The organism is Gracilimonas sp. B-17 (assembly GCF_056857935.1).
The window spans coordinates 117,638-131,552 of sequence record NZ_JBSXOA010000009.1; the positions used below are offsets into that span (position 1 = coordinate 117,638).

General features: G+C 40.2%; 7 protein-coding genes and 1 pseudogene. All 8 read left to right on the top strand.

The annotated features are described in order from the left end of the window. Positions 1-67: 67 nt before the first annotated feature. The 8 genes and pseudogenes from AC13FX_RS02210 to AC13FX_RS02245 all read left to right on the top strand — a co-directional run bounded on the left by AC13FX_RS02210 (position 68) and on the right by AC13FX_RS02245 (position 13,911). Positions 68-4,207, top strand: a complete 4,140-nt coding sequence (locus AC13FX_RS02210; protein ID WP_482878792.1) for a two-component regulator propeller domain-containing protein — start codon at positions 68-70, stop codon at positions 4,205-4,207. A 319-nt stretch (positions 4,208-4,526) separates the two neighbouring features. Next, positions 4,527-5,780, top strand: a complete 1,254-nt coding sequence (locus AC13FX_RS02215; protein WP_482878793.1) for a hypothetical protein — start codon at positions 4,527-4,529, stop codon at positions 5,778-5,780. A 352-nt stretch (positions 5,781-6,132) separates the two neighbouring features. Next, positions 6,133-6,651 carry a hypothetical protein gene (locus AC13FX_RS02220; RefSeq protein ID WP_482878795.1) on the top strand — a complete coding sequence of 173 codons (519 nt, stop codon included), beginning with the start codon at positions 6,133-6,135 and terminating at the stop codon, positions 6,649-6,651. Positions 6,652-6,974: 323 nt separating this feature from the next. After that, a pseudogene (locus AC13FX_RS02225) lies at positions 6,975-7,085 on the top strand (ATP-binding protein); the annotation flags it as partial. A 12-nt stretch (positions 7,086-7,097) separates the two neighbouring features. Beyond that, positions 7,098-11,081 carry a sensor histidine kinase gene (locus AC13FX_RS02230; protein ID WP_482878796.1) on the top strand — a complete coding sequence of 1,328 codons (3,984 nt, stop codon included), beginning with the start codon at positions 7,098-7,100 and terminating at the stop codon, positions 11,079-11,081. 16 nt (positions 11,082-11,097) lie between these two features. Continuing rightward, positions 11,098-11,475, top strand: a complete 378-nt coding sequence (locus AC13FX_RS02235) for a response regulator (protein ID WP_482878797.1) — start codon at positions 11,098-11,100, stop codon at positions 11,473-11,475. A 24-nt stretch (positions 11,476-11,499) separates the two neighbouring features. Next, positions 11,500-12,666, top strand: coding sequence for a PP2C family protein-serine/threonine phosphatase (locus tag AC13FX_RS02240; RefSeq protein ID WP_482878798.1), 1,167 nt, complete (start codon positions 11,500-11,502; stop codon positions 12,664-12,666). A gap of 153 nt (positions 12,667-12,819) precedes the next feature. Beyond that, positions 12,820-13,911, top strand: coding sequence for a PAS domain-containing sensor histidine kinase (locus AC13FX_RS02245; RefSeq protein WP_482878799.1), 1,092 nt, complete (start codon positions 12,820-12,822; stop codon positions 13,909-13,911). Positions 13,912-13,915: the final 4 nt, after the last annotated feature.

Below are 13,915 nucleotides of genomic sequence, written 5' to 3' on the forward strand. Positions count from 1 at the left end.
AAGTTGAAGGACCTCCTCTAAGGAAGTTAAACAAGCTTATATCGAAATTTAAATCCAAATGCAGTTTATGAAAGTGATTTTCATGTTAATATTCTGCTTGCTTGCAAGGGAAGGTTTTTCGCAGCAAGTAACCTTCCGTCATCTTTCTATTGATGACGGCCTTTCTCAGAACGCCGTTTATTCAATGCTGCAGGATAAGCAGGGTTTCATGTGGTTTGGCACAAAAGATGGACTTAATCGGTACGATGGGCGTAATTTTGTTGTTTATCAGCACGATCCGTTCGATTCAACCACAATTTCAGATGCGTATGTATCACGGTTGCTTGAAGACAGCCGGGGAGTTATCTGGACCGGTTCATTATCGGGTGATATAAATGTTTTTCAAAGGGAAAGTGGGGTCTTCTGTAAAATTTCAATGGTTAATAAGTTGGGTGAGAATGTGATAACCAACGAAATTACGGATATTGCTGAAGGTCCAGATGGAAGTATATGGATAGCAACCAAAGGTGACGGACTATTTAACGTCCTCGTTGATGACAGCAAAAGCTGCAATTATAACTTTAGGAGGTTTCTGCATGATCCGGCCGACGATCTTAGCTTGAACAGTAACCGAATTGGCAATCTGTTTTTTGATGAAAATCAAACATTTTGGGTTGGTACAGAGGAAGGTCTCAATCAATTTCATGAATCCAGTGCAACATTTACCCGAACTGTTTTTGAAACCAAACACCCGGAAGCACCTGCAGGATCAGGTGAGCACAAAATTACTTCAATGCATTTAAGCCGTGCTGGAGATTTTTGGATCGGAGCGCCTAGTGGCCTTATAAAGTTTGACCGAAATTCCGGTGATTACGAATTCTATCCCAATAAGTATGAGATACTCGAATATGGCTGGGGAAGCATTCATATCATTGTAGAAGATCATACAGGTCATCTTTGGTTGGGAACAGTCGCTGGATTGATGAAATTTGATCCGTCAACGAAACAATACAGCTATTACAGGCACGATCCGCTTAACTCTCGATCCCTCAGCTATAATATTATTTCTAGCCTATTAATTGATAAAACCGGAATTCTATGGGCAGGCACATCAGGGCTCGGAATTAATATCCTCGATTTTAAGGCAAACCGATTTAACACCCTTGTCAGAACTCCGGATCCCTCCTCCAGGATTGCTGGTTTTAGTATTCGTTCAATCCTTGAGGATAATTCCGGAGATGTATGGATCAGCGCCGATGTCCTCTACCACTGGGATCGGGAAACAGGAAAACTCAAAAGCTTTGAAACAACCTCTGATCAGATAGATGAATTTGGTAATACCGGTGCCTATTCCATGATCCAGGCATCAAATGGGTTGCTTTGGTTTGCAACCTCCCAGGGTTTATTCAGTTATGAACCGTCTACAAACGAACAAAGGCATTATAAATATACTCCGGGAATTGAATCTGGTTTGAAGTATCAGGAGGTCAATGCTGTTTTTGAAGACAGGGACAATTCCATCTGGATTGCCACACACAACTACTTTAGCATATTGACCAACGAACAAACGGGTACATTTAAACACTTCCGATATAAGTTATCGGATCACTCAATCGGAATACCAAGACCTGTAATTTTCCAGGATATAGGCGGGATATTCTGGTTAGGAACGGCTGACGGCCTGGTACGATTTGATCCCGAGACTGAAACTTTTAAAAAATTTCTAAATAATCCTGATCAATCCAATAGCCTGAGCAATAATCATATTAAATCCATTATTGAAGATCCTGTTCAACCAAAAAAATATCTTTGGGTAGGTACCTCCGGCGGACTCAATAAATTTGATTACAGGGCCGGAACATTTGAACATTTTACCGTAAAGCAGGGCTTACCGAATGAGGTAGTTTATGGCATACTGCCGGATGATGATGGCAACCTTTGGTTTAGCACCAATAAAGGACTCTCTCGGTTCAAACCAGAAACAGGAAGGTTTCGGAATTTTGATGTGTTTGATGGCCTTCAAAGCAATGAATTTAATACCGGCGCTTATTTCAAAAGTAAAAGCGGGGAACTGTTCTTTGGGGGAATACAAGGCCTAAATTATTTTTACCCAAATCAAATAAAAGATAATTCGCACCAGCCCCCCGTGGTACTTACTGGCATAAAGCTGGGTAACCGAGCGATCTCTAACAGATCAGATCCCGAAATGTTACACGCTGCAATTCCTGCCCTTGATCACATCACCTTATCCCATCATGATGATGTGATTACCTTTGAATTTGCTGCACTCGATTTTTCGGCACCTGGAAAAAATCAGTATGCCTATATGCTTGAAGGTCTAAATGAAGACTGGATCTTATCCGGGAATCTAGCTTCCGCAACCTTCACAAACCTCCCATCTGGAGAGTATACATTCAGAGCAAAAGGCTCTAATAATGATGGAATTTATAATGAGGAGGGTTTATCTCTTTCTGTAATTGTAACTCCACCCTGGTGGCACACATGGTGGGCCTATATCATGTACTCTTTCCTGTTCTTGATCGGGCTTTATTTATTGAGACGTTATGAACTGAACAGGTTCAATCTGAAAAATCAGCTGGAGTTTGAAAGAGTTAACACAGAATCTCTCAGAAAACTCCATCTGGAGAAAAACAAATTTATAGCAAACATCAGCCATGAGTTCCGAACACCACTAACCCTGACTCTTGGGCCTTTACAGGATCTTAAAAATGGAGCTTATGGGGAACTCCCGACAAATGCTCTCGATCAAATCGATCTCGCCATTCGTAATTCGCGCCGGCTTCTTCGACTGGTTGGACAACTTATGGACCTGACACGGCTCGAAAATAAGAAATTTGAACTGCACATGAAGTCAGGGAATCTGTCAAACTATCTAAAAACTTTGTCCGAACCTTTTGTACCGACAGCAAAGCGAAGGGGTATCAGTTTTGTTCTGGATCTGCCTCCAAAACCCATAAATGCCCTTTTTGATGACGCACATTTTGACAAAGTTATCGCCAACTTACTCTCAAACGCTTTTAAATTTACTCACAAAACTGGTACAGTTACCTTACAACTAACAGAAGTGAACGGAATGGCCGAAATAAGCATCCGTGACACCGGCGATGGAATTTCAGAGGAACATCAGAAACAGTTATTTGATAGGTTTTATCAGGTTCAAAAATCAGAACTGCAGCCTGGTACTGGAATCGGGCTTTCCATTGCAAAAGAACTGACTCTCTTGCATGGTGGTGAAATTGAAGTCAGAAGTGAAATTGGTAAAGGAAGTAATTTTATTGTCAGGATTTCATTAACCGGGTCTACAGAGAAAGCGAATGATGTTACCAATCCTTATACGACTGATTTGACGTCAATTGACGGAATGATCCGTAAACAGAATTCCAAAATACCACCCCAAACTTTTGATAAAGGACCTGACTCTGAAAATACCATTCGTAAAACGATATTAGTTGTTGATGATCATTCGGATATACGTTCCTATCTGCACACTCATCTCAGTAAAACTTATAACGTGATGGAAGCAACAAATGGAACAGAAGCAATATCAATCATTGAGAAAGAATTGCCGGATCTTATTATTTCAGATGTTATGATGCCTGATGGTGATGGGTTTGATTTATTAAAGCAAATCAGAAAAAATCCAGAGATCAATTTCCTCCCTGTCATCCTGCTAACAGCAAAGGTTGAAGCTGAAGATAAGCTTTCAGGACTTGGCATTGGGGCAAACGATTATATCACAAAACCTTTTAACATCCGTGAAATCCTAGTACGGATCGAGAATATATTTAAATATCAAAAGCGATTACAGCATTACTTCAAACTGCCACCAACTTTAAATGGTCACGCAAAAATTCACCACGATAAGGTAGAAATAAAATCTGCAGATGAGATCTACCTTGAGGCCGTAAAGCATCAGATACAGAATCATTTAAGCAACGAAGATTTTTCTGTTGAAATACTGGCTGATAAACTAAACCAAAGTCGCTCTAACCTTCATCGCCGCCTGACTAAACTTACAGGTGAAAGTCCAAGCTCCATGATTCGCCGAATCCGAATTGAACTTGGTGCACAACTATTGATGCAGAATACCGGAACTATAAGTGAAGTTGCTTACTCTACCGGCTTTAAAAGCGTAGCTCATTTCTCTCGCGTCTTCCGGGATTATTTTGACCAAACTCCCACTGAGTTTATGAATTCACAGAAATAACGCATTTCTGAACTCTGCACTTCTTCACTGACTATTCAAAAGACCTAAATGCAACAAATTGCGACACAGATATAATGCCATCTGGTTCAGATGAAGTACATTGGCACCTCAAATACAGCCGTAAATAATTGAAAACGGCTCAAACTAATATATGGGTGCTTAAATGAATACTTTAAATCAAGTACAGTTCAATTTTTTGGGATTTTTTAGTAAAAAAATCACACCGCTGTCAATCTTATTTATGCTGGGGTTTTTGTTCTACGGATGTAATGAATATCAAAACCCTGTTTCAGAAGTGTCGAAGTCGGAAAATCTTGTTTTGCAATCTTCGTCCGCATCTTCTGTAATAGGTGTAGATGAATCAGAGATAATTCAGATCCTGAATTTTAATATTAAATTCAATGGAAATAATTACGATTCAGTTTCTAATACCTCGACCTTTTCTTATACCGTAAGTAGAAGTGACGATGCAACGGGGTTTAATTACTTATCTTTTGAAACCCCTGCATGTGCAGATTTGGTTGACTACTCTCCCCGAGAATCCAGTACTATGAATAGTGCCAATATTACCTGGACAAATTCAATTGGTTCAAATAATAGCCGAGATTACAGCTTTACTTACAGTGGTAATCAACCTACAGGAATGGTAGATGCAACGATTCAGGATAGTGGTACAGGTAACATCGTAACAAAAAAGGTTCCCGGTGCATGTAAAGGAATCTATACTCTTTCCGGCATTATTTATGTGGATGAAAATGGAAATCAAACCAAGGACCTGGGTGAAGATGGCATAGATGACGTGACTGTTTACCTTCTAGAAGGCAATAATGAAGTATCAGTGAATGAAAGTTCTGCAGACGGATCATATTCATTTAGTGTTTATACTGGCAGTGCTTCAAAAGACTTTTCTGTTAAACTTAAACCAGAAAGTGATCCTGTCCTTTTTGAGAATTTCAGTCCAACAACTAATCCCCCTGAGATCAACTTTACTGTTGATAACGGTAACGTATCCGGGTTAAACCTGGGCTTTAAGGCTGAAACACAAAAGATCATAAGTGATTTTGAGCAAGAAATCATCAAACTGAGAACGGAAGACCCTGAGTTTTGGGCAGACGAACTTAAATTTTCAGACAAAGGAAAGCAGTCCATCTTCACAAGAACCAGGTTATTAGGTTTTCTTGTGGAAATTGAAAATTTAGGGCTTACCTATTCATTTCAATTCGGAACGGATAAAATAGCTAAGGCACAAGAAATACTCACGATCCGAAATAAAAGTACAGAATATGAAATACTACTTGCTGAATTACTTGCAGCCAAACTTAATGTGGTAAGTGGTAACGGAGCAGTTGACGAGAATGGTGTCCCAATTGATGAATTTAACACCCTGATACTTAAATCAGGATCAGCAGCAGCAGTATCATCAAATCCAATTATTGGTAACTCCATATTAATGAACAGCGCTACAACTGAAGCTGCTGCAGTAACAAATTTATCGTTTGAGTCTGATACCAGCCTGCTTCTTTCATCATTTAATAGATCTGGCGGTGGTGGTGGAACAGTAGGGTCAAATTAAACCCTGCTACAAAGAATCGAAGGTAGATTTATTTCATAAACAGAAGTATAGCTTTTAAAAACTGTTTTCAAATTGCTGATACCGGGTGTATCGGAAGGTCAGGTTCTTCCGATCACCCATTATTAAACCTTAAATATTTTCTTCTGAGCTGTTAACTGTGGAAAGATTTTCGAACCTATTATAAACACAAAATCAGCAACCGAACGCACCAGCCTGAGACTGAGCCATAACTACAATACTGTGACTAAACACTCAACGGAATATTTAAAAGTGGGATCTCTGAGCTGAAAGGCACACCATTATATTTTCCCATTACCTGCAAACATGTAAGGTAATGCCTAATCCTGACTTCATGAAATATAAGATACATAACGGATCATGGTCTTTGATTCAGAACCTGAGTACAAAAGGATCAAAAGCGGAAGATTACAAAGCGTCTGAATATGTGAGGCTGGAAGCAGATTTTTTTACTGAATCATACTGTAGTCCTACATTTGAGGATTCGGTTGAAACATCTCGTAATAGAACAATATTGGTGATTTCCTTCCCTCATCCACTACTCAATGGAATCGTATCGGAACTTCAAAATAACCTTGGAGATAAGGTGATGGTATTAATAGCCTCTGACCAACAATCTGTTCAAACAATTTTAAATAATAAGGAAGTAGGCCTTGTACTATACACCTCAAAACCTGATGTAATTGGCGGGTCTTCAATTTTAAAGGCACTACAATCTGATGGTAATTTCAGCCTTAAATCCACTCTTATTTTGATCAGGAAATCTGATCCAGAGATTCAGAGCTGGATACAAAATTCATTGCGATCTAAACATATCATGAAAACGATAAATCAGCTTAATGAACTAACCTAAATTTTACTGATCCCGGCGGTATAAGTTAATACAAAGAGTGATTTAGGCCTATCACTAAACTTTATTCTTGCAGTTTATGGAAAGCTAGATACAATGACCTACGCGAAGCATTATTTAACAGTCCACTTTTTTGAAAATCGATTATGGACCCATATGACTTGTATCTATCACTAAATATTTTAGTGAAAAATATTTTACAGGATCAACTATTAAGTCTTTTAAGAAGAAACAAGCAACTTTCATAGAAATTACTGATAATGTCCTTAGCAAGCATAAAGAAGGTATAGACAAAACCCTTTTGCCTCTTTAAAGGCAAGAAAGGAACCGGGTTGGGGTTAAGCATTACCAACGATATTATAAAAGCGCACAGTGGTTTTCTAGATGTTTCCACTAAACCTGATGAAGGTACCTGTTTTACTTTAAAACTATCATAACGTGGAATGTCAATGAAACTACAAAAACACCGCATCTGCTATTTTTTCTGCATCATCATATTGTTTTGTTGCTTTAATATGATAGCTCTTGCGCAAGTAGAGCAGGAAATTAAGCCTACCATATTGCAAAGTGAGGCCCCATCGCTTCGTTTTGAACATATCGGTCTAAATGATGGAATGGCTCAGGCAAGTGCCAATACAATCATGCAGGACAGTAAAGGGTTTCTTTGGGTTGCAACACAGGGTGGCCTTCACCGTTATGATGGCCATGTATTCAAAGTATACAAACAAACACCGTTTGATACGACTTCCCTATCGGAAAATTGGGTATGGGGAATGGCTGAATCAAAGAATGGTGATATATGGGTAACTACCGAAGGAGGCGGATTAAATCGTTTAGATCAGGCTACCGGTACATTTAAGAAATATCTACACGATCCTGAAGATTCTACGAGTATTTCAAGTAACCGGGGATTCATGCCTTTTGAGGATAGCCGTGGAGATCTCTGGGTTGGGACTTTTGGAGCAGGTATAAATCGAATGCCTGCGGGTAAAGATGGTTCTTTTATCCGTTATACTCATGTTCATGATGACCCAAAAACGATCTCAAGCCATACCGCCTACTGGTTCAACGAAGATGAAGAAGGGTTCATATGGGCGGGTGGTAATAATGGCCTCACAAGAATTAGCCTTGATACTGATGAGATCACACGCTTTCTTTTTGACCCAGAAGCACGTGGTTTTTATGGAGAATCCAGCAATGTTTTAGACCAATATTTAAATCCTGATCAACCGGGTATTCTTTGGCTGGCGACAGGAAATGGATTGGTTCGCTTAGACAGTAAAACAGGTGATTATGAACGCTTTCTTATTGCGCCCAATGAGGAAGATAATGTCAATCCGTTAAACTTTCTCCATCAGGTTGTTCCCGATCCCGATAATCCAAACGTCCTGTGGGTAGGCGGTCCGGGTACCGGAGTATCACGTTTCGACATATCATCTGAGTCTTTTACCTCCTACCGTGCCAATCAGCGCGACCCCAATAGTCTAGGGGAGAACTTTGTTACTGCTCTATATGCAGATCGATCAGGAACCATATGGGTAGGAACTGCTACTAAAGGACTGGCAGCGTTTAACCCGGGAGCTGTAAATTTTTCACATTTAAAGAACGACCCTGAAGACGACCAGACAATAGCCGGTGGTATAGTCTGGGGGGTGTATGAGGACAAGGAAGGCACCCTTTGGGTTGGCAGTGAGCTGGGAGCTGCAGGACATGTACTAACTGAATTTGAAATTACCTCAGGAAGAACTAATCGCTATACCTTTGATCCTGATGATTCTACCAGCATTCTATTTGGTTCCATTAGGGTATTTGCTGAAGATCCTGAAGGAAATTTCTGGGTCGGTGGGGGCGGAGGCCTCAATAAATTCAATAGGCAAACAAAAAAATCTATTCGTTTTCGACATCCTCAGCTTGAAGAAAATCGTGGACGGAATTCATTATTCGCTCTTAAACCCACTGCATCAGACTCAAGCATATTCTGGGTTGCAAGCATTGGTGGTTTAGATCGCTTTGATACAAAAAACGAACAATTCACTCACATTCCATTACCACTTAAAGAATTAGGCTTGGAGTATAATCCCGCCATTTTAAGTTTATATCAAGATACAGACCAAGTTTTATGGGCCGGAACAAATAATGGACTATTAAAAATTACCCCTGAAGGAAATGCTACAGTAGCTTCTGTATATGATCCCAATGACACTACCACCATAAATCACAATCAAATTTCTACTATTACACAACTCGAAGATCAACCGGATATCCTCTGGATAGGTATGCAAAACGGTGGATTGAATCGCTTTGATACCAAATCGAATACAGCTACTCATTATACAGAAGATCATGGCTTGCCAAGTAACACGATATATGGGTTACTGGTCGACCAAAACAATACCCTTTGGATGAGTACCAACCGAGGAATATCTAATTTTGATCCTGTAACTGAAACCTTTCGTAATTATGGGCTTGATGATGGCCTTATGGCATTAGAATACAGTCAAAACGCTTATTTTAAAGCAAGAAACGGGGTATTCTACTTTGGAAGCGGTGAAGGAGTAACTGCTTTTGTTCCTGAGCAGTTACATATCAATGAAATTCCCCCGCAGGTAGTTCTTTCAGATTTTAAGATCTTCAATAAGTCAGTCTCAATTGGTCCCGATTCGCCGCTTACCAGACCTTTGAGTGAAACCGAAATCATAAAGTTGCCATACAGACAAAATGAAGTTACGTTTGATTACGTTGCACTCCATTTTACCAACTCTAAGAGCAATACCTATGCCTATCAGCTTGAAGGGTATGATCCTGACTGGATAGACGCAGGGAATAAACGATCTTCCAGTTACACCAACCTGCCTGAGGGTGAGTACACGTTCAAAGTGAAGGCAGCTAATTCTGATGGTATCTGGAATAACGAAGGTGCCTCGATTGGTTTGACCATCCTCCCCCCCTGGTACCGAACTCTATGGGCTTACGGACTTGGTATTTGTCTGCTGGGATTTATGGTATTTGGCGTAGACCGGTTCCAAAGAACCCGCATTTCCAAGAAAGAGGAAGAACGGCAGGCATTAAGAGAAGCAGAACTACGGGCAGAGGCTGAAAACAGACGGCGGGCCGATACGGAACAACTGAGTCAGATAGGGCGAGCCATTACCTCCACCCTTTCAGTCGACAAGATCATTGAAACCGTATATGAACATGTAAATACATTAATGGATGCAGCCGTTTTTGGGGTTGGAATTTATAACAAAGAAAAAAACCGGATTGACTTCCCTGCAACTAAAGAAAAGGGGAAAATGCTGCCTCCTTTTGCCAATTATCTTCACGAAGATGACAGACTAGCTGTTTATTGTTTTAAGAATCAGGAAGAGATCATCATAGGTGATTATGAGAAAGAGTATGATAAATACGTTAAATCTTACAAACCTCCGATAGCAGGAGAAGCATCACTTTCCATTTTATACCTCCCCCTTATTCACCAGAATGAGGTAATTGGGGTAATTACTACCCAAAGTTTTAAAAAGGATGCCTACACCGGTTATCACGTAAACCTGATCCGCAACCTGGCCACATACGCTGCCATTGCGCTGGATAACGCATCGGCTTACCGCCAATTGAATGCAACCCTGAGTGAACTGCAAAATATGCAACAACAGTTGGTTCAACAGGAAAAACTGGCCTCACTTGGACAACTTACGGCCGGTATTGCCCATGAGATCAAGAACCCACTGAACTTCGTGAATAACTTCTCGGATCTTAGCATCGAATTGCTGGATGAGGCACGGGTGGAACTACGTAAAGCCAATAATGGCAAAGAGGCCCCTTGTTTTGAAATTTTGAACGACATTGAGGTTAACCTGAAAAAGATCTATGAGCATGGCACACGGGCCGATAATATTGTCAAATCTATGCTCGAACACAGTCGTGGTGGAACCGGCAAAAAAGAACCAACAGACCTTAATGCCCTCCTTAAGGAATACGTCAATCTCAGTTTTCATGGTATGAGAGCCAGCAAGAACCCGATCAATGTTGGGCTGGACTATGATTTCAGTGATGCTATTGGTCAGGTTCCTCTTAAAAGTGAAGATTTTTCTCGGGTCATAGTGAATCTGAGTAATAATGCCTTTGATGCCATGAGGGATAAACTTGAAAGTTCAGATAGTAACTCAGAGGTATATAAACCAAAACTAACAGCTCGTTCATATACAAAAGACGGGAAAGTGGTCATTGAAATTGAAGATAATGGTCCCGGTATCCCAGATGACCTAAGAGATAAGATCATGCAACCTTTTTTCACCACTAAAAAAGGCACAGAGGGAACCGGATTGGGACTCAGTATCACCAATGATATAATCAAGGCCCATGGAGGGACCTTAGAAATCGAAACTGAACCGGGAACATATACCCGTTTCAGAATAATTTTAAATCATCAATAATTGTTATGGGGATGTTATGAAAGTATTAGTAGTAGACGATGAACAAGATGTAGAAATGTTATTCAGGCAAAAATTCAGGAAGGAGATCCGAAATGGAATACTTTCATTGGTATTTGCTTTCTCAGGATCAGAAGCCATAGAAGTTCTAAAGAGTAATGACCCACCTGAGGTTGTTTATATATTTTCAGATATAAATATGCCCGGTATGTCAGGTTTAGAATTGCTTTCGAAGGTTAATGGGGAGTTTCCTGACATTAAGGTAAGTATGATCTCAGCCTATGGCGACCAGGGAAATTATGACAAAGCTATGGAATCGGGCGCAAAAGCATTTTTTACAAAACCAATCGATTTTGATGCTTTAAAAGCCGAGATAAATCAACTTCTTATCAATTAATTTTTTAAATCAACGCCCTGAATCATGGAACAGCACAGAATTTTAGTAGTAGACGACGAGCCTGATCTGCAAATGCTGATCTTACAGCGTTTTCGCAAACAGATCAAAGACGATACCTACGATTTCTGCTTTGCTGAAAACGGAGAAGATGCTCTTGATATGCTCAAAGACAGAGATGACATCTCCCTGGTGCTGTCTGATATCAACATGCCAAAAATGGACGGACTCACCTTCCTGACAGAGGCTCAGAAACTGAATAATCCCATGTTTAAAACCGTTATTGTATCAGCCTATGGTGATATGGATAACATTCGTACAGCTATGAACCGGGGGGCATTTGATTTCGTGACCAAACCCATAGATTTCAGTGATCTTTCAACCACCATCGAAAAAACCCTTCGCGAAATTCAGCTGATCTATGATGGTGTTCAGCACAAAAAAACATTGGAGGCTGTTCAAACCGACCTTGAGACGGCCGCTCGTATCCAAAAGAAAATGTTACCACAGACCTTCCCTCCATTTCCTGATCGTAAGGAGTTCGGCATTTACGGTGAAATGCATACTGCTAAACAGGTAGGAGGTGATTTCTTTGATTTTTTCCTGCTGGATGACCATCATCTGGGATTTGTGATCGCTGATGTATCGGGAAAAGGAGTTCCGGCTTCTTTATACATGGCAGTTTCGCGGACCATGCTCAAGGCTATTGCTTCACAAATTGACGACCCTTCACTGTGCCTTTCCACCGTAAACTCCATGTTGATCCCGGAAAGCGACCTCACCACTTTTGTTACTGCTTTTTATGGAGTATTGGATACACGCACCGGTACCGTACGGTATTGCAATGGCGGCCACAATCTTCCTTATATAATCCGTAAAAACGGAACCGTTGAAGAGATCGAAAACACCAATGGATTGTTATTGGGCAAGATCGAACCCATAGAATTCGAAACCAAGGAGTTTACTTTATCACCGGGTGAAAAGATCATGATGTTTACTGATGGCGTAACGGAAGCAACGGACCAAAACGGCGATATGTATGAAGAACCCCGCCTCGAAGCTTTCCTTGCCAAACATGCTGATGATGACCTTAATAAGTTGGTCAGGAGCCTGATAGTTGATGTCCTGAAATTTATGGGTAAAGCAGATCAATCAGATGATATAACCGTTCTTTCTGTTGGTTACAATGGTTAATAAACATCGATCTGGGCTGTTTTCATGAATAATTTATGTAACAAATTGCAATCTCTTCCTTTCTGAAAGCAATTTCTAAGATCAGGTTGTAAATAATAGGATTATATATACTACATTTGTTATTTCCACGCTCCTATTAACTTCATATTCAACATGCATTTTCAGAAACCGATCAATGAATTAGATGAACAATACTCATTATCTCCCTTCTTTGAGTTGTCATCTGACCTGCTGTGTATAGCTGGTTTTGATGGCTATTTCAAAAAAGTAAATCCTGCACTCTGTAAACTGCTGGGGTATTCTAACAAGGAGCTTCTTGATCGACCCATCAACTCGTTCATTCATCCGGATGACCGCATCCTGACAGAGAAACACAGGGAAAACATCAGAAACGGCAAACCTCTTCTGAATTTTGAAAACAGATACCTTTCAAAAGATGGAAAAACTGTTTGGTTTTCATGGACATCGATGCCGGTTCACAACCGTAAGTTGGTTTACGCGATCGCAAAAAACATCACTTACATCAAAAAACATGAATCGGAAAGAAATCAATTGCTTACTGAAGCTACTGAGATCAATCAGCGCTTAAAACAACTCAATTACACTACAGCGCATGATTTGCGGTCTCCCGTCAACAATCTGTTAGCCGTATTCAGTATGCTGGACACTGAAAACATCAAGGATGAAGAAACACTGGAGTTTATTGGAATATTGCGGTCTGCTTCAGAAAACTTAAAAAATACCCTCGATAATTATGTTGATGACCTCCAAAGTGATGATATGCTCCAAATCCAGAAAAAAGAACTGGACCTTAAAGTCGTGTTAAATAAAGTCACTGACTCCCTCGGCTCATTACTCAAGGATGCCAATGCAAAGATCATCACAAACTTCGATTCCTTTGAGACCATTAATTTCAGTCAAAACTATCTTGAGAGTATTTTTCTGAACCTGATCACAAATTCAGTTAAGTATGCCCATCCTGACCGGAACCCCGAGATCATCCTTTCCACTAGCTTTAAAGACGAAACAAAACAACTGACTTTTTCAGACAATGGGCAAGGATTTGACAGTAATAATAATCAGGAAAAGGTTTTTGGACTCCATCAAAAATTCCATGATCACAAAGACAGCAAAGGGATCGGTTTATATCTGGTGTATAATCACATGACAAATTTAGGTGGACATATCAGTGTTGAAAGTGCCATAAATATTGGAACTACATTCACTCTCACTTTTTCTGATTAAAATA

What these genes read in the sequence shown, in the direction of transcription:
- AC13FX_RS02210 (WP_482878792.1), top strand. Translation starts at nt 68, where the DNA reads ATGAAAGTGATTTTCATGTTAATATTCTGCTTGCTTGCAAGGGAAGGT.
- AC13FX_RS02220 (WP_482878795.1), top strand. Translation starts at nt 6,133, where the DNA reads ATGAAATATAAGATACATAACGGATCATGGTCTTTGATTCAGAACCTG.
- AC13FX_RS02230 (WP_482878796.1), top strand. Translation starts at nt 7,098, where the DNA reads ATGAAACTACAAAAACACCGCATCTGCTATTTTTTCTGCATCATCATA.
- AC13FX_RS02235 (WP_482878797.1), top strand. Translation starts at nt 11,098, where the DNA reads ATGAAAGTATTAGTAGTAGACGATGAACAAGATGTAGAAATGTTATTC.
- AC13FX_RS02240 (WP_482878798.1), top strand. Translation starts at nt 11,500, where the DNA reads ATGGAACAGCACAGAATTTTAGTAGTAGACGACGAGCCTGATCTGCAA.
- AC13FX_RS02245 (WP_482878799.1), top strand. Translation starts at nt 12,820, where the DNA reads ATGCATTTTCAGAAACCGATCAATGAATTAGATGAACAATACTCATTA.